This is a genomic window from Proteus vulgaris (assembly GCF_011045815.1).
GTDB classification, from domain to species: domain Bacteria; phylum Pseudomonadota; class Gammaproteobacteria; order Enterobacterales; family Enterobacteriaceae; genus Proteus; species Proteus vulgaris_B.
In genome coordinates this window covers 3,682,753-3,703,493 of the sequence record NZ_CP047344.1, presented here as the reverse complement: position 1 = coordinate 3,703,493, position 20,741 = coordinate 3,682,753, and the positions used below count along the sequence as shown (strand labels likewise).

General features: G+C 37.9%; 16 protein-coding genes and 2 tRNA genes. 9 read left to right on the top strand and 9 right to left on the bottom strand.

The window, feature by feature from the left end:
- Nucleotides 1-26: 26 nt before the first annotated feature.
- The 4 genes from GTH24_RS22255 to GTH24_RS17415 all read right to left on the bottom strand — a co-directional run bounded on the left by GTH24_RS22255 (nt 27) and on the right by GTH24_RS17415 (nt 6,689).
- Nucleotides 27-3,227, bottom strand: coding sequence for an autotransporter domain-containing protein (locus GTH24_RS22255; RefSeq protein ID WP_241253988.1), 3,201 nt, complete (start codon nt 3,225-3,227; stop codon nt 27-29).
- A 110-nt stretch (nt 3,228-3,337) separates the two neighbouring features.
- A complete protein-coding gene (locus GTH24_RS17425; protein ID WP_072069023.1) occupies nt 3,338-4,204 on the bottom strand; it encodes a YjjW family glycine radical enzyme activase in 867 nt (288 codons plus the stop codon).
- Entirely contained in the window at nt 4,176-5,717 is a 1,542-nt protein-coding gene (locus tag GTH24_RS17420; RefSeq protein ID WP_072069022.1) for a YjjI family glycine radical enzyme, read from the bottom strand. Before GTH24_RS17420 ends, GTH24_RS17425 begins: the two co-directional genes overlap by 29 nt.
- A gap of 237 nt (nt 5,718-5,954) precedes the next feature.
- Entirely contained in the window at nt 5,955-6,689 is a 735-nt protein-coding gene (locus GTH24_RS17415; protein ID WP_072069021.1) for a YtjB family periplasmic protein, read from the bottom strand.
- Nucleotides 6,690-6,798: 109 nt separating this feature from the next.
- On the opposite strand from GTH24_RS17415, the gene serB reads away from it, so the two are divergent.
- From serB to GTH24_RS17395, 4 genes are all read left to right on the top strand, one after another.
- Entirely contained in the window at nt 6,799-7,776 is a 978-nt protein-coding gene (gene serB, locus GTH24_RS17410; protein ID WP_072069020.1) for a phosphoserine phosphatase, read from the top strand.
- Nucleotides 7,777-7,813: 37 nt separating this feature from the next.
- Entirely contained in the window at nt 7,814-9,205 is a 1,392-nt protein-coding gene (gene radA, locus GTH24_RS17405) for a DNA repair protein RadA (RefSeq protein ID WP_164526755.1), read from the top strand.
- Nucleotides 9,206-9,216: 11 nt separating this feature from the next.
- On the top strand, nt 9,217-10,461 hold the full coding sequence (gene nadR / locus GTH24_RS17400) for a multifunctional transcriptional regulator/nicotinamide-nucleotide adenylyltransferase/ribosylnicotinamide kinase NadR (RefSeq protein WP_164526754.1): 1,245 nt from the start codon (nt 9,217-9,219) through the stop codon (nt 10,459-10,461).
- 379 nt (nt 10,462-10,840) lie between these two features.
- Nucleotides 10,841-11,980 carry an ElyC/SanA/YdcF family protein gene (locus GTH24_RS17395; protein WP_164526753.1) on the top strand — a complete coding sequence of 380 codons (1,140 nt, stop codon included), beginning with the start codon at nt 10,841-10,843 and terminating at the stop codon, nt 11,978-11,980.
- Between the two features lie 90 nt (nt 11,981-12,070).
- Here GTH24_RS17395 and GTH24_RS17390 read toward each other — a convergent pair whose 3' ends face one another.
- Both GTH24_RS17390 and GTH24_RS17385 read right to left on the bottom strand, forming a co-directional pair.
- Nucleotides 12,071-12,421, bottom strand: a complete 351-nt coding sequence (locus GTH24_RS17390) for a hypothetical protein (RefSeq protein ID WP_072069016.1) — start codon at nt 12,419-12,421, stop codon at nt 12,071-12,073.
- A gap of 14 nt (nt 12,422-12,435) precedes the next feature.
- A complete protein-coding gene (locus tag GTH24_RS17385) occupies nt 12,436-12,705 on the bottom strand; it encodes a hypothetical protein (protein ID WP_072069015.1) in 270 nt (89 codons plus the stop codon).
- Between the two features lie 246 nt (nt 12,706-12,951).
- On the opposite strand from GTH24_RS17385, the gene GTH24_RS17380 reads away from it, so the two are divergent.
- From GTH24_RS17380 to GTH24_RS17360, 5 genes are all read left to right on the top strand, one after another.
- Nucleotides 12,952-14,496, top strand: a complete 1,545-nt coding sequence (locus tag GTH24_RS17380; RefSeq protein WP_072069014.1) for an alpha/beta hydrolase-fold protein — start codon at nt 12,952-12,954, stop codon at nt 14,494-14,496.
- Between the two features lie 202 nt (nt 14,497-14,698).
- Nucleotides 14,699-16,138 (top strand): alkaline phosphatase, encoded by a 1,440-nt coding sequence (gene phoA, locus GTH24_RS17375; protein ID WP_072069013.1) that lies wholly within the window; start codon nt 14,699-14,701, stop codon nt 16,136-16,138.
- A gap of 411 nt (nt 16,139-16,549) precedes the next feature.
- Nucleotides 16,550-18,181, top strand: coding sequence for a Na/Pi cotransporter family protein (locus tag GTH24_RS17370; RefSeq protein WP_164526752.1), 1,632 nt, complete (start codon nt 16,550-16,552; stop codon nt 18,179-18,181).
- 2 nt (nt 18,182-18,183) lie between these two features.
- A complete protein-coding gene (locus tag GTH24_RS17365) occupies nt 18,184-18,732 on the top strand; it encodes a GNAT family N-acetyltransferase (RefSeq protein ID WP_072069012.1) in 549 nt (182 codons plus the stop codon).
- A 193-nt stretch (nt 18,733-18,925) separates the two neighbouring features.
- Nucleotides 18,926-19,189 (top strand): DUF1435 family protein, encoded by a 264-nt coding sequence (locus GTH24_RS17360; RefSeq protein WP_164526751.1) that lies wholly within the window; start codon nt 18,926-18,928, stop codon nt 19,187-19,189.
- Between the two features lie 64 nt (nt 19,190-19,253).
- Here the strand turns inward: GTH24_RS17360 and GTH24_RS17355 are convergent.
- From GTH24_RS17355 to rsmC, 3 genes are all read right to left on the bottom strand, one after another.
- Nucleotides 19,254-19,340 (bottom strand) — tRNA-Leu (locus GTH24_RS17355).
- Between the two features lie 38 nt (nt 19,341-19,378).
- Nucleotides 19,379-19,465: transfer RNA gene (locus GTH24_RS17350), tRNA-Leu, on the bottom strand.
- Between the two features lie 171 nt (nt 19,466-19,636).
- Complete coding sequence (gene rsmC, locus GTH24_RS17345; RefSeq protein ID WP_072069010.1) at nt 19,637-20,653, bottom strand: 16S rRNA (guanine(1207)-N(2))-methyltransferase RsmC; 1,017 nt, start codon at nt 20,651-20,653, stop codon at nt 19,637-19,639.
- Nucleotides 20,654-20,741 lie beyond the last annotated feature (88 nt).

Below are 20,741 nucleotides of genomic sequence, written 5' to 3'. Positions count from 1 at the left end.
TTAGATAGGGAGTAGATTAATTAATCTTAAAAACGATAGGTATAGCTCATGCCTAATTGTACATCATGATAGCGATAAGTTGTCATTTCCCAATTTACAGAAGTATTAAACGACGAGTGATTATCAAATTGATAAGTTAATCCTGTGTGTGCAAATGGACGTTGTTTTAACTGCTTTTTATTCTCAGTATAATCAATAGATTGCGCACCTAAATATTCAATATGACTATTAAAATTACTCTGATGTTGTGTGATATGCCAATACATACCCGCTTTGGTAGTAAGTATCATTGATGAACCTAATAAATACTCTAAACCTAATCCAAACTTGGCAAAGATAGCGTCTGTATTGAGTTTGTCATACTGTGCAGCAAAATTAGCGCCTTGTGTTTCGCTGTAAGCTGAACGCGACATTTCTGTAAAGGTGATCCCTGCAAAAGGCGTTAATGTAAGTGTGGATTTTAGACTGTAAGGATAATAGCCTTTAAGATCAATATGATAACCTTTAATTTTCGCATCACCTTTACCTGCTTCGGTATCCGTTAATAATGGACGCTTTATCGAAACTTTTCGGTTTAAATAGGCACCTTTTAAAGAAAGGTGTAGCGCATTATTATTAGGTTTAAGACTCAGAGATGGAATTAAATCGATGCTAAATCCGATTAAAGGCAGTGGATAACCTTGATATTGATAGCCTTTAGGTAATGAAGAATAAATATCTGTATCAAGAGCCAGACCTAATACGACAGGCATATTGCGAATATCTACACGGTAAGCACCACTTAAGCCTGTTTGTGTGGCATTAGCATTACTTAAACGCTGGTGGTGTGTAAACCCACTGATACATGCTTTATCTAATCCAACGTTACAAGTTGCCGAGGCTAAGTAACGTAGTTGTCCTTGTTGCATGTTTATCGCTTTGTAACCATTTTCAGCCGCCATTTGCATAGAGCGATATGTATTTTCTATATCAATGGGATTGCTGATAGCGATAACGGGTTTTGTGTTTGCTTTTTCTTTAGCTAAGCGATCTTGCTCGGCTTTAATTTTATCAGCTTGCTCTTTTGCCAAGCGCTCTTGCTCGGCTTTGGCTTTATCAGCTTGCTCTTTTGCCAAGCGGTCTTGCTCGGCTTTGGCTTTCTCGGCTTGCTCTTTGGCTAAGCGCTCTTGCTCGGCTTTGGCTTTATCAGCTTGCTCTTTGGCTAAGCGGTCTTGCTCGGCTTTGGCTTTATCGGCTTGCTCTTTTGCCAAGCGGTCTTGCTCGGCTTTGGCTTTATCGGCTTGCTCTTTTGCTAAGCGCTCTTGCTCGGCTTTGGCTTTATCAGCTTGCTCTTTGGCTAAGCGGTCTTGCTCGGCTTTGGCTTTATCGGCTTGCTCTTTTGCCAAGCGGTCTTGCTCGGCTTTGGCTTTCTCGGCTTGCTCTTTGGCTAAGCGGTCTTGCTCGGCTTTGGCTTTATCGGCTTGCTCTTTTGCCAAGCGCTCTTGCTCGGCTTTGGCTTTATCAGCTTGCTCTTTGGCTAAGCGGTCTTGCTCGGCTTTGGCTTTATCGGCTTGCTCTTTGGCTAAGCGGTTTTGCTCGGCTTTGGCTTTATCAGCTTGCTCTTTGGCTAAGCGGTCTTGCTCAGCTTGTTTGTTATTTTCATCTGCAATTTTTTGTTTTTCGTCATTGAGATATTTATCACTGAGTTGATCATTTTTCCAGATAACTTGGCGCCAATTATTATGTTCATCAGTAGATAGCCCATAAATAATTCTTCCGTCATCCGTAATAGCATGTGCTTCTGAATCTTTACCGTTTTTAAGTGTTCCTAAATCATGCATCTGATTATTGAAATGAATAAAACCATGACGATGAAACATCATAAAGGCTTTATAACCGGTACCTGCCAATGTTTTTGGAATAGTTTCTAGGTTATAATCATCAGTTTCAGACCACCCTATAATATATTGACCATCAGCGGAAATATCAGTCGCTCTGGCATTTCTAAATGCGGATTCATTTGCTTTTTTAGAAAGGTTACCAATATTGATAAGTATTTTATTGGATAAGTCATAGCGCAGTGCTTGGCTAAAAAGTGCTGAAGAAGTTTTTATTTTATTATGAGGTAGTGTAATTGTATAATCATCGTGCCAAATTTCTCCCCAGCCAACACTATAGTTTCCATCTGCTGAGATATCCGTAAGTTTTGAAGAACCGAATTTAGAGAAACTAATTTCTTGTATAGGGCCTGTTTTTGTCGAGATAAACGCAACTTTAGGATATTTACTATCATTTAATTGTTTCTTAGTTAGGTCCCGGTTTAATTGACCAATAAAAACTTTTCCATTATCACTAATCTTCTGAATATCAATATCTCTTCTTTTTATTCCATTTAAAAAGGGGTATTCAGTGATTGATGTAAGTAAGATATCTTTTTCTGGGTGATTAGCTAAATGTTTATTAACATTATCAAGTGTTAATTCGAATTCTTCTTTTTTGTTTATGTCATAAATATATGATTTTTTTATATTGTCAATTTTTGGTTTGTATAAAATGAAGTTTCCATCTTTAGTTAAATATTTAATGGTTATATTTTTTTCTAAAATAGAAAAGGTATTGTCTTTTATGTTATAGGCAAATGCATAACATTCACGGTACCCATCGCAATTATTTTGTTTTAATTGAATATTATTGTTTTTAATCATATTATCTAATATGGATTTAGATTCTGTGGCATACCCAACAACTGTTTTACCATTTTTCGACATATGAGAGAGATAAAGGGTGTCTAATTTTGGATTACTTTCTTTATTTATTTTTTTTATGGTTTTTCCGCCATCCATGCTAATAAATAATTCATTTGGTAGAAAGCTTTCATTGAAATAACCGGAGTTTCTGATGTTATAATCAGGAATAGTTACTTTTAATTTATTTTCAAAATCATTAGCCATATCATTATATGTAGAAAGGACCTGATCATCTATTGCCGTATATATGTAGATACTCCCAAATGGCATAATTAATTGTTGGTTATTATTCTCTTTGTCTAAAATACTACCGTGGAGATATTTAATATATTCATATTTCTTATTACGAAAGTAATGATATTCAGGTGCGTTATTATGAATACTAAAAGGTTTATAAATTGAATGTCCCATATTTTCTATATTATAGTTACCATAAGAATTAATAGGGAATGCATATGTTGAGCACAGCATCAATAATATTGAATTATATTTTATTTTCATTGTGGGTATCCATAGACGAGTTTTTACAGGAGGTTAACTTCTGTATTAATTAAAGTCAATTGGATAAAATAAAATGAATATAATATATAATGGTTTTAAACTTACTATTATTATAAGTTAATATTGGGTTTATTAATTAAATTTATTTTTCTAAGTGTTAATTCATTTTGTAATGTTATGATTTCTTCTCTATAAGCGGGTCTCCATTTACTTGCTTCCCCATAAACACCATGATTATGAAAGGTATTAATTCTCACTGGAATGGATTTAGCTAGTGAATTAATAAACTGAGAAAGTAATTCAATCTTCTCTAAATAATCGGTTTTTTCAGGAATATATAAAAGACGTAATTCTGTAAGTAAATTATTATTAGCTAACCATTTGATTGACTCTTTAATTCGTTGATTACCTCTTCCTGTTAAATAAAGATGCGTTTCTTCACTCCAACTTTTTAAATCAATCATAGCACCATCCATATACGGGGCGATTTTTTGCCAGCCATTAAGTGAAAGAGTGCCATTACTGTCGATTAAACAAGTAAGATGCTTCAGATCAGGCGCTTCTTTTATTGCTTTAAAATAATCAATTAAAAAAGGGAGTTGTAACGTAGATTCACCACCACTCACTGTTACACCATTAATAAATGCTGCATATTTACGTGTGATCGTAATAAGCTCATCAACAGTGTAGGTTAATGTCATTGGGCTTGATTGCCGTGGACATTGCTGAATACAGGTGTCGCATTGTTCACAACTGGCACTGTTCCAACTTATAACACCCTTTTGTAATGAAAGTGCTTGTTGAGGACAGGTTGGAATGCAATCACCACAATTGTCACAGATCCCCATCGTATAAGGATTGTGACAACTCTTGCAGCGCAAATTACACCCTTGTAAGAAGATGGCTAGGCGATTGCCTGGGCCATCTACACAAGAGAAAGGAAGGATCTTATTTATTGAAGCGCATCTGCTGTTCATGGCTAATAACTCGAGGTTTACGTTCAGCAATATGACAGTTTGCCGTCGCTTCATCACCCAGCCAAGTGGTATTTAAGCGAGAGCCTTCTTCTTTGTATTTTTTCAAGTCGGATAGGCGCACCATATAACCCGTGACACGCACTAAATCATTACCACCTACGTTAGCGGTAAACTCCCTTAGCCCAGAAGCAAATGCACCTAAGCAGAGCTGCATTAAGGCATCTGGATTTTGTTTAATGGTTTCATCCACTGTTAAAATATCACTGATACCTGAAGTATAAAATTGATGGTGAGGTGCGACAGTCATTAAATGTGTCACGGGATCAGGCTCTTTACCATAAGGAATACGAGTTGCTGGCGTAGTACCAATATCTGAACTAATACCGGATTGTGCATGTAGCATTGCCCGATGTTTCCAACCATATTTAACCGGTGTATCTGCAACAAATTGCGCTAACTTTTCACTGATGATGTAACTGAGTTTATTAGCAGACTCATTATCACCATAAGCAGCTTGTTGACCTTCTTTTTCAAGTAACAGAGCAACTGCTTCAGCCATGCCATAAATACCAAACATGGGGGCAAAACGATCAGGTGAAATCAAGCCTTCTTCCACTAAAAAACTTTGGTTAAAAAAGTGAGATTTTTCATAGAGAAACTCACAACGAGCATCAATGATCTCAATTTGTTTTTGCATATAAAAAGGCAATATATTATTAAGAAAATCGAGGCTATTTTGGCTACGCTGTGCAACCTCTTTGAGGTTTATACGCACTAAGGTGCTACCACCGCCACTTTGAGGCAGAGAGTTATAACAACTCACAATTCCATATTCATCTTTACCGAATACTGCATCTTGCAACGTACCATTAGCTATATGGGGTTTACTGCTGTGGCAAATATTAGTGATGGCTTGGTGAAGTAGATCTGTTGGTGTTGAATTCGCATCATAAATAAATGTGAGATTAGGGGCGACTTGTTGAAGTTCAACATCCACTTTAAGAATTAATCGGGTAAGAATTGAGTCTTCAGGCCCAATATTGGCATGCATAAACGCATCTGGCAGGGTTCTATCAAGATAACGCCAGAAGCGTTTTAATTTAGGGTAAAGTTGCTCTTCGGTAAGTTCACCCACATAAGGCAGTAAAATTTTATCGATACGACCTAAATATACTGGCATAGAGGTAACCGACGGAACATGATGATAAAGAATACTGAGCATATTTAGCGCATCATCAAAATCTTGGGCCGGCTCTAATTCTAAATAATGGGAACCTTGTGCTAAAAACTTCGCATAATCCGGTAAGACATAGCGCGGTTTGTAAGGGGCATGACCTTCATACATATCGCAAATAACCCGTTCATCAAGCGCTTTTGCGGCATCCATAGAAAGTGATGGATAAGGCAACATATTCTCAGCTTCTAACGCGAGAAAATGACGTTTTTGTTCAGGAGAAAGAGTTGAATTTTCTACGATTTGTTGACAGCGTTCGATAACGGATTGTTCAGTCATAACCACCTCAGTACTCAAAGAGCCAGAAAAAGATTTAAAACTTATTTTTCAGGTTAATGACTTAGTCAGAATTTACCGTGACTTTAAACAAAACCCCTTTAAAGATTAAGGAAATAGCACGAAAATACGTATAAATTAGATATATCTAATTTGAGTTATGGCTAATTAGATATAAAAAAGTGAGTTCAGTTAATGATCCACTAAACTCACTGAGTAGTTTGTTAAAAGAGTAAGAATTTATGTTTTATCTATTTTATTATCAGTGTCGTTATTTTCTTCTCTGACACTCTCTTTTGATTCATTTCCTTCATTATTTTGATCTTCGATTTCTTGATCTTCTTCTTTTTCAGTACGAGGCGGTAAATTTGCCGTTAATAAATAAGGCGATTGTTGCCAATGCACTGGTGTTAACTGAAGCAGGTTATGTGAAAGTAAAAAGCCAATGGCGAGCGCAACTAACAGCATCACACGTAATAAATTTGTTGTGTTATCGACTTGGCTTGATTCAGTGACCAACTGGTGAGTATCTAATGTTAGCCTTAAAAAACCCTTCGGTTTATCTTTGCCCGGTACAGGAACAACAAGTTGGTGATTAAAAGAACCACCACTTTTTTGCCCTTCTAGTGCTAATCGCTCTTTAACAGTGACATTTTCACCACTATGCGCTATTTGTGTACCATCTTCTAAATAAAGACTGGCATCAAGCACCCGACTATTGTGAGTTAGATGATTTAAATTAGCCATAATGAGGGGATTTACGTTATCTTTGCTACTGTCATCCAGATAAGTGGATAAAGAGAACGCAACTTGTTCTGCCAGCGTTTTTGCAAGCTCTTCAAACTGGGTAATACGGGCATGCTGATTAGCACGGCTAAAATAAGACGCGCCCTGCATAAGAAATGCCAATAGTGCGATACAAATCAGTATAATCGCCGTTTTTTGTAGTTTGAATTTTAGTTTGTCTTTAAGCATGTTCATCCTTTTGCGTAAGCAAGTATATGCATGTTGCCAGATGAGCCAGAGATAGAATAGGCTGAATAACGATTATTTTGTTCAGACAGGGGAAAACAGGAGAATAAGTATGTCAAATAGTCTGACCTATTGCTATTTACCGGATGAAATCCGTAAATGGCCAGGTCTGCCGTTATCACTTAGTGGTGAAGAGGTGATGCCACTGGATTATCGTGCTGGCGATAGCGGATGGTTACTTTATGGTCGCGAACTTGATAAGAAAAGAATAAGTGAGTTCCAGCATAAATTAGGCGTGGCAATTGTGGTGGTTTCTTCATGGCGTATTGATGATTACCAAGTTGTGCGTATTGCAGGAAGCCTAACCCGTAGAATTCGCCGTTTATCGGATGAATGTGGCCTAGATGTCGTTCCACTAGGTGAAATTCCTCGCTTGCGTTCTCCTGGGCTTTTAGTGATGGATATGGACTCAACGGCTATTCAAATTGAGTGCATTGATGAAATCGCCAAACTTGCGGGAGTGGGTGATAAAGTTGCGGCAATAACAGAACGCGCTATGCAAGGTGAAATGGATTTTAGTGAAAGTTTAAAACTCCGAGTTGCTGAACTTAAAGGAGCCGATGCTTCTATTTTGCAAAAAGTGATGGATGATTTACCACTTATGCCAGGATTAACGAGTCTGGTGCGCAAACTTCAAGCAATGGATTGGCATATTGCTATCGCATCTGGCGGTTTCACTTATTTTGCAGATAATTTAAAACAAAAATTACGCTTAGTGGCGGCGATTGCTAATCACCTTGAAATTAAAGATGGCAAGCTGACAGGCAAAGTAAAAGGCACCATTGTTGATGCGAAATATAAAGCTCAAGTGCTTGCGCGTTTAGCTAAAGATTTAGAGATCCCAATGGATCAAACCATTGCCATCGGTGATGGCGCAAACGATCTTAAAATGTTGAGAAAAGCAGGATTGGGTATTGCCTATCATGCAAAACCCAAAGTGTATGCTCAGGCAAAAGTCGCTATCCGTCATGCTGATTTAATGGGCGTGATGTGTATTTTAAGTGGTGGTTTAAAACACGAAGAGCGCTAAATGCGCTTTTTAGAATTGTTATCGTAGGGAGAGAAGTGTGGCAAAAGCAGCAAAAAGAGCCTTTGTATGTAATGAATGTGGTGCAGATTATCCTCGTTGGCAAGGGCAATGCTCGGCTTGTCATGCATGGAATACAATTACAGAAATTCGTCTTGCGGCCACCCCTTCCTCCCGTAATGAGCGCTTTAGTGGCTTTGCTGGTGATGCTAAAGGCGTTAGCCGAGTACAAAAATTATCTGAAATTAGCCTTGAAGCATTACCTCGATTTTCAACCGGATTTAAAGAGTTTGACCGTGTTTTAGGGGGCGGTGTTGTACCTGGAAGTGCCATCTTAATTGGGGGTAACCCAGGTGCGGGTAAAAGTACCTTATTACTGCAAACCATGTGTCTTTTAGCGACACAAATGAAAACACTTTATGTGACGGGTGAAGAGTCACTTCAACAGGTTGCTATGCGTGCACATCGATTAGGTTTACCGACAGCAGAACTTAATATGTTGTCAGAAACCAGTATCGAACAAATTTGTTTAATTGCCTCACAAGAACAACCTAAATTAATGGTGATTGACTCTATTCAAGTAATGCATATGGCAGACATTCAATCTTCACCGGGCAGTGTTGCCCAAGTGCGTGAAACAGCCGCTTATCTCACGCGCTTTGCAAAAACCCATGATGTTGCCATTATTATGGTCGGTCACGTGACGAAAGATGGCACATTAGCGGGACCTAAAGTGCTAGAGCACTGTATTGATTGCTCTGTCATGCTAGATGGTGAAACAGACTCTCGTTTTCGTACTCTACGTAGCCATAAAAACCGCTTTGGTGCTGTAAATGAATTAGGTGTCTTTGCGATGACAGAACAGGGATTACGTGAAGTGAGTAATCCTTCGGCTATCTTTTTAAGTCGAGGAGATGAAATCACATCAGGAAGCTCTGTCATGGTGGTATGGGAAGGTACACGACCATTATTAGTGGAGATCCAGGCCTTAGTTGACCATTCAATGCTTTCAAATCCACGCCGTGTTGCGGTGGGATTAGAACAAAATAGATTAGCGATCCTTCTTGCTGTTTTGCATCGTCACGGTGGATTGCAAATGTCTGATCAAGATGTCTTCGTGAATGTTGTCGGTGGCGTTAAAGTCACAGAAACCAGTGCTGACTTAGCGCTATTACTTTCATTAGTGTCCAGTTTCCGTAATCGCCCTTTACCGCGTGATCTCGTTATTTTCGGCGAAGTCGGACTTGCTGGTGAAATTCGTCCTGTTCCTAGTGGACAAGAGCGTATTGCAGAAGCTGCAAAGCATGGATTTAAACGTGCCATTGTACCAAGTGCAAATATGCCAAAGAAAAATCCACCTGATATGAAAGTGTATGGTGTAAAAAAACTGTCAGATGCCTTATCTGTTCTTGATGATTTAGAAGACTTCTAAAGGAGTTAATTATGGGACCTTTTGATTATATCAAACAGGCTATCAGAAAAAATGGGTATACCTTACAACACGTTGCTGATAAAAGTGATATGACAAAAGGCTATCTTAGCCAATTGATTAATAATAAAATCAAGAGCCCCAGTGCGCAAAAAATGTCGGCATTACACCAATTTTTGGGGTTAGAATATCCCATCAAAAAGAAAACAATTGGTGTCATTTTTGGTAAGTTTTATCCTCTTCACACTGGGCATATTTATTTAATTCAACGTGCTTGTAGTCAAGTTGATGAATTACATGTGATCCTCTGCCATGACGAACCTCGCGATAAGGATCTATTTATCAATAGTGCGATGTCACAGCAACCGACTGTCAGTGACAGATTACGCTGGTTATTACAAACTTTTAAATATCAAAAAAATATTCGTATTCATGAGTTTGACGAACACGGTATTGAGCCACAGCCCCATGGTTGGGAAATGTGGAGTGATGGCATAAAAACGTTTTTACGTGAAAAACAAATTACACCTGATTTTATCTATACCAGTGAGCGGGAAGATGCGGATCAATATAATGCTTTCTTGGGGATTGAAACGGTTCTGATTGATCCTGAACGCTCATTTATGAATATCAGTGGCAGTCAAATTCGCCAAGCGCCTTTTAAATATTGGGAATATATTCCAACAGAAGTTAAACCCTTTTTCGTGCGCACAGTGGCTATTTTAGGCGGTGAATCTAGTGGTAAATCAACATTAGTCAATAAGCTTGCCAATATTTTCAATACCACGAGTGCATGGGAATATGGTCGTGATTATGTCTTTTCACATTTAGGCGGTGATGAGATGGCATTGCAATATTCTGACTATGATAAAATTGCATTGGGACATGCTCAATATATTGATTTTGCTGTTAAATATGCTAATAAAGTGGCGTTTATTGATACAGATTTTGTCACTACTCAAGCATTTTGTTTACGTTATGAAGGTAAAGAGCACCCTTTCGTACAAGCACTTATTGATGAGTATCGTTTTGATTTAGTTATTGTTTTGGAAAATAACACACCATGGGTAGCAGATGGTTTACGCAGCTTAGGCAGTGAAAAAGATCGTCGCCTCTTCCAAACTTTACTGATGGAAATGCTAGATAAAAACAATATTGAATATATCAAAGTGAATTCCCCTGATTATGACGAACGTTTCTTAAGCTGCGTTGAATTAGTCAGAGAATTATTGATGATGCAATCAAAACATATTAAGTAACATTATGATTAAAAACGCCATTAGTGGCGTTTTTATATTGGAAGGATAAGAATAATCACTTGCCTTAAAACCCAACGCTTTTCTTCCTGAATAAATTCCTTTTATTCTTTGCCACTGATGCTCTATCAGAACAAAATCACTTGCCAAAAGATAAAAATACATAAAAAAAACTACCAAATAAGCTATCTACGTAATAATGCTATTTTTTTCAATAAGGTGAAAAAGGTTACTGAAAATTAATTCAGGGATCTTTATGATAGATATCAGGTATAGATTTATCGGTGTGTATTTCTTTTGCCATTAGGTGTGAGGAGTCACACTCTCTATCTTCATTCGCTCAGGTGAAGAAGCAGACTATTTTTCGTAAAAGGACAAGATAATGGCGCAACCTTCCCGTGTTTCATATCGTATTAAGAAAACGATCATTTCGTTAGCGATTGCTACTTTAGGTTTTACCGTCTCATCAACTGCATTGGCTTACCAAAAAGTTCATCAGCCAGATAATAGTTATCAGCAATATGTTTCTCAGCGTCAAACAGTTGATAGCTTGATCCAAGATGCGTTAGATGCCTTTAAATCTCCGGCACGAGTGTCAGATGCAGGGTTTACGGGAAAATTGCCATCAAATATGGAAATAGTGGCGCAAAAACTGCAACAAGCTTATAAATTAGAACCTTACCGTCTCGATTTATTATTTAGCACCGCAAGTGCTTATATCTATAACAATGATGTTCCTCGCGCGATTACTATTTATAAACAGATTTTAGAAGCAGCCCCTGATGATATTGATGCATTAATCTATGTCACTTCATGGACACGTTTTGAAGGTAAAGACAAAGAAAGTGAAGCGTATTTCAATAAATTGAAATCATTAAACCCAGCTAAAGCTGAAGAGATTAGTCGCTTTTTTGCAGAGATTGATCGCGTAAGTAAAATGCCTTTAAGTGATAAATTAACACCAGCAGATTTGGCAAAACTAAATAAAACCAAAGAAAACAACGCGATTGTGACATTGGGTTATGCATTAAATCCCGATGGCACAATGAATAAGATTTTAATTGAACGCTTAAATAAAACCTTAGAAGTGGCTAAACAATTACCTGAAGCCATGATTATCGTTACGGGTGGCGTGCCAAAAGCGCATCAAACGGAAGGTAAATTAATGGCAGATTGGTTGGTGAAAAACGGTATTGCACCAGAGCGTATTTTCCAAGAAAACTATGCCCGTACAACAGTCGAGAATGCATTATTTAGCCGTTATGCATTAACTAAACATCGTATTAAAACGGCCGTTATTATTAGTTCTGGCAGCCATGTCCGCCGTGCCGATGCGATTTTCACGCTTGCAAGCTGGCAAAGTGGCCCAAGTGATATTACTTACTTAACGGTTGTTGCACCTGATAAGCCATTAGCTGAATTACAAAAAGCCAGCAAATCAGATATACAAGGCATTTATCGTGATGGCTTAAAAGCGTTGGGATTATGGAGTTTCCGCAGTTATCCGCTAGAAGAGCGTTGATGGGCGCGTTTTAACGTTAATAAACTTAGAAAAAAATCTCCTCAATAACAAAAATGATTGAGGAGACTTTTATCATTTTTATCATTTTCATCATTTTTTCAATATTAAACAACGATAAAGCATTCCTTCAATATCTTGTTTTGTACTTATAAAAAGTAATATATCGACCGTATTATTTTCTTCATTGAATTCATATAAACAACGAAACTGACTGTTCACATCAATACGTTCACGAATAGCGATCCCTTTATCTGCCAACATTGCATTATAACGATAACAGGTAGGATCTTGAGAAATAGCATCAATAGCTGAGTCAAAAAGTTGATCTATAAATACAGCAGCGGTTTCACTGTTATTGATGCAACTGAGTTTAAATGATTCCGCATCTTTTAATGACCATAGAGCTGTCTCTGATACTCTAATATTTACAGTTTTTTTCAAAAGCACCTCTAATATTAAGTTCGAGATCCACGTAGTTTTCTTTTGACATCTTCAGGAGACATAACTTGCTCATTTGCTATATCTTCTTTCGCTATCATTACCAATTTCAATAGAGCATTTGATTGACGCTCTTTTTCTCTTTCTTGTAACTCCAGTTGTCTTTCTTCAGCTGTTTGTACAAAAAGCTCCGCTTGACCATTTTTTGTAATATAAACACCACCTTGAAATAATTCTGGATTACCAAGTCCTTCTCGAGCTAGTTTTTGCGACATCGTTATAGACATAATAATTACCTTCATTTAATTGCTATTCATATGCAAGATAGACATAAATAGCGAACTCCTATAATTATTGACTTTATCTTGCTATCACATAGGGAGTGATAATGATTATTTTATTATTTTTCGCTGCGGTGTCAAATTTATTATAAATTTGTACACGCTTAATTTTTATTGAATTGATAACAATTATCATTACTATTGTTTCTCACAATAGTTTATAACGAGAATAATAAAGTGAGAATTCCTCTGATGATATGCGCATTGATGGCCTCTTTTTCCAGTTTTGCTAATTGCTTAGACGTAACTGAAAATAAAGAAATGACAGGTCAGTTTGATAACAACAATACGTTGTGTTTTACCGCTCATTTAGAAAGCCAACGCTATGTTGAATTAAACGTAAAAGGGATACAAAACCTGTGGTTAGAGAAACAAGACGGCACTCATATTCGTAGTTTATTAAAAGATATTCCCGCTGATGGCCAACAGAAAGTACGCTTTCTATTACCTGAAACGGCAAATTATCAATTGGTTGCACAAGGTGAAGCTAAAAAACAGTGGCAATTCACGCTAACAACACAACCTTATCAGCCGTTAGATAAAGATGCAGGGATTGCACCTGTTAGTCCTCGTTTGCAAATACTCGCTCAACAACTAAATCAACAAAGTATTCAGGTGTTTTGGCAACAAATACGCCAAGAAGGGGCTCCTCTGATTGAGCATTATGATAATGACAAAAAGTTAGTCACCTTTTTATGGCGAGGAGCGAAGTCGAATGTCTATTTATTGGGATCGCCAGAGGGTAATCATGATCCGTTAACACATTTAGCCAATAGCGATATTTGGTATCGTAGTTATATCGTGCCTAACGATACATTAATGCAATATAAATTAGCGCCCGATGTGCCTGTTATTGAAAATTCAGAACCCTTTGAGCAACGTCGCGCGATTTTAACCACCGCTCAAGCCGATCCGTTTAATTCCCAAAATTCTCCAAGTCAATCTGAGGATATCTATAATCACTTTTCTTTATTATCGTTAGACAAGAAACGTGAATGCCAATTACCCAGAATTCTTGATAGAACAATGAAAGGCAAAACAGAAATTGTTCGTTTTCACAGTGAAATCTTAAATAATGATCGTGAAATAGCACTTTATCTGCCAGCACAAAAAATGGAAATACCACGAGTCCTCGTGTTATTCGATGGTCAAACGTATCGTCGCCAATATGGTATTGATAAGTTTTTTGATAAGCAGATCGAGGAAGGAAAATTAACACCTATGATGATCCTATTTGTTGATAGTATTGATAGTGATCGCCGTAGTGTTGAATTACCACCAAATCCTGATTTTTACCGCTTTTTAGCTGATGAATTATTTGTTTGGCTAGAAAAAGAGAAGGGTATTCAAGTTTCAGGCGAAGAGACAATAGTCTCAGGATCAAGCTATGGCGGATTAGCCTCTTCATGGGTTGCTTTTAACCGCCCTGATCGCTTTGGCAAAGTGCTGAGTATGTCTGGCTCTTATTGGTGGGCGCCTGAAAATGAAGAGCCTGAATGGCTTATTAGACAATTTGAGCAAGCTGATAAAAAGCCATTACAGTTTTTCTTAGAGGCAGGGCTATTTGAAAGTCGTGGTGATAAAGGCGGTATTTTAAATAATAATCGTCACCTTAAGCAGGTTTTAGAGCAAAAAGGCTATCCTGTTCAATCACTCGAAATGGCCAGCGGGCATGATTATATTTCTTGGTGTGAAACACTGTATCTGGGGGCAAAAGCATTAACACAAGAAAATTAATATTTTAAGATCCTATCTCAATACAAGAAAAGCTTATACACGAGAATACATTGTATAAGCTTCATTTTTGTCACCAACTTGTCATAAAGCTGTCATCAAAATCGCTTTTACTCTTCATTTCTTTGTCATTTAACTGCCGTAAGCTTTTTCTGACTTAAAACATTAACCCTGTTTTTTTACTTTAGAGTGCAAGGAAAAAGCTATGTCTCATCGTTACCAACGTTCTATTTTATCCGTTATTGTAACAACGCTATTGGCTGGTGCGAGTTTCTCTTCTTTTGCAGCTCCCGTTGCTGCTGATGCCATTTTGGCACAAGATCGCGCAGCAAAAGGTAATATCACGGAATTTGGCGGTGCTCGCCGTATGACTCAAGATCAAACTGAGGCATTAAAAGCAGCTTTAAATAATAACCAAGCAAAAAATGTGATCCTCTTTATTGGTGATGGTATGGGGGATTCTGAAATCACTGTTGCACGTAACTACGCTGAAGGTGCGGGCGGTTTTTTTAAAGGCATTGATGCGTTACCGATGACGGGTCAATACACACACTATTCATTAGATAGAAAAACACAAAAACCTAACTATGTAACAGATTCGGCAGCCTCAGCAACGGCATGGGCTTCTGGTGTGAAAACGTATAATGGTGCATTAGGGATTGATGTTTTTGGTAAGGATCACCAAACCATTTTAGAATTAGCAAAAATCAATGGAAAGGCAACGGGGAACGTGACTACATCTGAAATTCAAGATGCGACACCTGCTGCACTATTTTCACATGTCTCTGGGCGTAAATGCTATGGTCCAGTTGAAACCTTAGAAAAATGCTCAACTAATGCATTAGAGAATGGCGGTAAAGGTTCTATTTCAGAACAACTCTTAGTAACACGCGCTGATATCACATTAGGAGGCGGCGCAAAGAGTTTTGCTCAAACAGCGGTTGCAGGTGAATACAAAGGTAAAACGTTAGAGCAACAAGCCATTGAGCGTGGTTATCAAATCGTCAAAGATGCAAAATCGTTAGACGCAATTACCTTGGCAAATCAGGATAAACCGGTATTAGGTTTATTCCATGAAGGTAATATGGCTGTTGCGTGGGAAGGCCCTAAAGCGGTTTATCATGGCAATATCAATAATCCACCATTAGAGTGCAAACCTAACTCTAAACTCGATCCTAATGCGCCAACATTGGCACAAATGACTAAAAAAGCGATCGATTTACTGAAAACTAATGAAAATGGTTTCTTCTTACAAGTCGAAAGTGCCTCTATTGACAAGCAAGATCATAATGCTAACCCTTGTGGACAAATTGGTGAAACTGTTGCGTTAGATGAAGCTGTGCAAATCGGTTTAGATTTTGCGAAACAAAATGGTGATACGCTGATTATTGTCACCGCTGATCACTCTCACTCTAGCCAAATCATTGAAGCTGATGTGAAATCTCCTGGCTTAACACAAGCATTGATCACGAAAGATGGTGCCGTAATGGTCGTGAACTACGGTAACTCAGAGACTGATTCACAAGAGCATACCGGTTCTCAATTACGTATTGCGGCTTATGGCCCGCATGCAGCTAATGTGGTTGGATTGACAGATCAAACAGACTTGTTCTTCACAATGCGTGATGCAATGGGGCTGAAATAAATTTAAGTTAATACCATAGTCTGTCTGAATTTGTAGTCGAATTGCCTTACTAACTTGTTGTATTTTCACGCGACGCAGAGAGATACCCTCTCGTCGCGTTTTTTTATGTATTAATTAAAATAAAGGATAATAAATCAATAGGTTATTTACAGCTTGATTTTGAAAGTGACATATTCTCTGTTATAATTAACAGAACTTACAAATTAATTTCTGTAATATTCTCAACTTCTCCATTGATTATTGCACTTAAATTGCAATATCTTTTTGTCTAATAACCCAACGTGTTATTAAGGCATTATCCATAAAAATCTTTTCTCAGATGTATTATCTGCTCATGGTCTTTCTCTTTTTATGAGATTGAAGGAGAAACAGAGTCAAACAAACAACGATAAAAATAAGGTTATTATTTCTATGCTGACACTGCTTCATTTACTCTCATCAGTCGCACTTCTTGTTTGGGGAACACATATTGTTCGTACAGGGATCATGCGCGTCTTTGGCTCTGATTTACGCCGAATTTTAGGTAAAAGTATTAATAAAAAATCCAACGCTTTCCTTGCGGGGCTTGGGGTAACGGCATTAGTTCAGAGCAGTAATGCAACGGCACTTTTGGTTATCTCTTTTGTGACGCAAGGACTTATTTCGATTACACCTGCACTTGTTATTATGTTAGGTGCGGATGTAGGTACGGCACTTATGGCACGAGTGCTGACGTTTGATCTCTCTTGGTTATCTCCACTTCTTATTCTTATCGGGGTAATTACTTTTTTAAGTCGTAAAAAAGAGCGAGTAGGGCAACTTGGGCGTGTAGGGATTGGCCTTGGTTTAATTATTCTCGCTTTGCAACTGATCGTGACATCCGCAGAGCCAATTACCCATGCGAGCGCTGTACAAGCTATCTTCACATCATTAAGTGGAGACACTGTTTTAGCTCTCTTAGTGGGCGCTTTGTTTGCCATGGTGAGTTATTCAAGCCTTGCTGCTGTTTTATTAACGGCGACATTAAGTGCGACAGGGTTAATGCCTTTGTATATCAGCTTATGCATTGTGATTGGTTCTAATGTTGGTAGTGGTTTGCTGGCATTAATGAGTAGCCGAGGACAAAATGTTGTTTCTCGCCAAGTCGTATTAGGAAGCCTGTTTTTTAAATTGATTGGTGCATTTCTGGTTTTACCTTGGATAACCTTGATTGCGGATAAAATTCAGCAATACGGTTTTTCTCCAGCAGAAGTCGTTATCTATTTTCATGTTATTTATAATCTTGCACGCTGTGTATTGATGATCCCTTTTGTCGGCATAATGGCAAAATTATGTCAGCGACTTATTCCTGAATTACCCGCCACAGGATCTGAAGTTGCGCCTCGTTATTTGGATCAATCTGCTATTGATACTCCATCTTTAGCTATCGCTAATGCGGTTAGAGAATCACTACGATTAGGTGATGTTGTGGAACAAATGTTGCAACGTTTTACTGCATTAATGGAAGGTGATCGTCAGCAAAAAAGGGAAATTAGCCAGTTAGAAGAAGAGGTTGAATTGCTCCATAGCAGCATTAAATTGTACATGGCGCAAATTCAACAGCATGATCTGGGAACTGAAGATTCTCGACGCTGGGCGGAAATTATTGATACAGCAATGAATTTACAACAATCATCCGCTATTATTGCGCGCATGTCAGTTGAAGTGGTGAGCAAAGGTTTAAATCATCACTTATTTTTATCGGAGGAAGGGCGTCGTGAATTACAGACACTCCTTGAGCGTCTGCAAAGTAATCTGAATCTGGCGATGTCGGTATTTGTTTCCGGCAACATGGAACATGCTCGTAAGTTACGTCGAGCAAAACATCGTTTCCGTTTACTTAACCAACGTTACTCGTTTGCACATGTAGAACGTCTTCATTTGCATAATATGCAAAGCATTGAAACCAGTTCTCTGCATACCAGTTTGCTTGGTGATATGAAACGGTTGAATTCCTTATTCTGTGCGGTGGCTTACCACGCACTAGAACGAAGTGAATCATCATCAGAACAGGTTAATCTTTAATAGTGAAAAATGTTATTCGGCAATTAACACGAAATGAAATTCCACAAGTTTGGGAAATCGATAGAACTGAGCTTATTGAAAAGCTATATGTATTAAAAGAAGGAAAGTTGCTTTTATCAGAGCAGCGCTTTGATATGAAAGGTTGGCCAGAAGGTGAAGCCGAACATTACACCCCTGTTTTACTTGAAAGTTTTGATCGTGGAGCACCTTTTTGGGGCGTTTTTGAACATGATCGATTAGTTGCTGCGGCAAGTGTTGATCCGAAAAAGCGCGATAAAAATGATAGTCTACTTCAACTCTCTTTTTTACATGTTAGCCACCAGCAACGAGGGCAAGGTTTAGCACGAATACTCTTTGACTATTGTGTGAAATATGCGAAGGAAAATGGTGCGGATGGATTATATATCTCATCAACACCTTCTGAAAATAGTGTGAACTTTTATCAGCATTTAGGGTGTCGCTTAATTGATATTCCTGATCCTGAACTTTATGAAAGAGAGCCAGAAGATATTCATTTGGTCTTTTATTTTATAAAGCCAAATAATGCATAATTTCGTTTATTGATAACATAATAAAATAAAACGCCTTTTATTGAGAAATAAAAAGGCGTTTTTTTATGTTTTAGAAAATGCTTTAACCCTTTAAAAATTAAGGATATAGAGAGTTTTTTTTCTTTATATAAGTTGATTTAGTACAGGTGTTATATATAATAATGAAAATCATTATCATTAATGGTGAGTTATTATGGCTAAATCAACACGCTTATCTCCAGTCGCTTCTTGGACATCTCGTATCAGTTTATGGGAAATGTTAGCTGTTTCTTCTTTATTCACAGTCATTATGCATTCTATTGCTGGAACATCTGCATTTACGTTAGTTTTAGTTATTTCAATGCTGCTATCAACATTGATGCTATTCCATAAGAAATTGCAGATGTGGGTGATGATCCCTGCTGGTGTTGTGTTGACTTATAGCTTAATGACATTGTTAACTACATATTATGGATAATAAATAGGGAGCAATAAAAGATTATTAACGGGTTGTTATCAAAGGAAAAGAAAGGTTAATTGAGTGGTGCGAAGAGGGGGACTTGAACCCCCACGTCCGTAAGAACACTAACACCTGAAGCTAGCGCGTCTACCAATTCCGCCACCCTCGCAGTCTTACTCAATTATTTAGCTCTACAAAAAATGTGTTTGGTGCGAAAAGGGGGACTTGAACCCCCACGTCCGTAAGGACACTAACACCTGAAGCTAGCGCGTCTACCAATTCCGCCACCCTCGCAATCTAAACATTATCTTTGCAGATAGGAGGCGAATTTTAGGCCTTTTATTTTTAGCGTCAATTATTTTTTATCATTAAATTATCTTGGTGATGAAAAATAAAACACCTTGAATTAGCATTCAAAATCGGCCCTAAAAAATAAAGCCCTGTTTTAGATAACAGGGCTTGTGATTAATCTTTCTTAGTGGCTTGATAAACTTTAAATTTACCTGTTGATGCAAGCACTTCATGAGAGCCAAATACATGATCCAGTATGTCTGGATAAGGGATAAATGAATTCGCTACAATGCGTAATTTACCACCTTTTTTTAGGTAATTTGGTGCAAGACGAATAATATCTTCAGCCGCGGTATAGCTTGTACCTAAACCATCATGGAAAGGTGGATTTGAGATTATCCAATCATAAGTTTCTTCAACGGCAGAATAGACATTACTCGCAATCACTCGGCCTTCTAATTCATTCACATTTAATGTCGCAATACTTGAAGAAATTGCAGCTGCATTTACGTCACACAAGGTGAGTTTCAGCATTGGATTTTTCTTACCTAATACTGTAGCGAGAACACCACAACCGCACGCCATATCTAGTAAATCACCCACCATTGCATCATCAAAAGTTGAAAGTAATAAACGGCTACCTTCATCTAATGCATTTTGGCTAAAGACACCTGGTAATGCCATTACGGTTAAATCGTTATGACGATAGGTTTGCCACCAGTTATTACGGTCAAACAGTGTTTGATATGTTTGTGTACCAAAAAATAAGCTACAACGGCGCGCTGAATCTATTTTTTTCAGTTTAGCGATACCGTTCATTAATTCGGTTGCACTTTTAACACCGCTACGGTTTTCACCAACGATAAAGATTTCAGTACCCACTTGTAAGTTAGAGCAAAGGCTACGCAGTTGGAAAGTGGCTTCGTTTTTATTTTTAGGCCAAAAATAGATCAAGGTATTGCAATATTTCACAAAGGATTGATCTGCAACTAAACCGAAGAGTGCATTATCACCCATTGATTTTAGTAATGGTAGCCATTGGTGATATTGGTTTGTATATGCTCTGACACTTTTCGCCTGGATCTGTGCCGCAAAAGTATCTTGAAGATCACCTGCAATAAGTACATGCCTGTCTGCGAAATGATCTAGGTGACGAAGAATAACTTCGCTAGCAGGGGACAGTGAGGACATTATGATTATTACTCCTTAAAAAACATGAGACGCATGATATCAGATATAAAGAAACCGACGCTATTTATTGGCGTAGTTTATGCCCTCT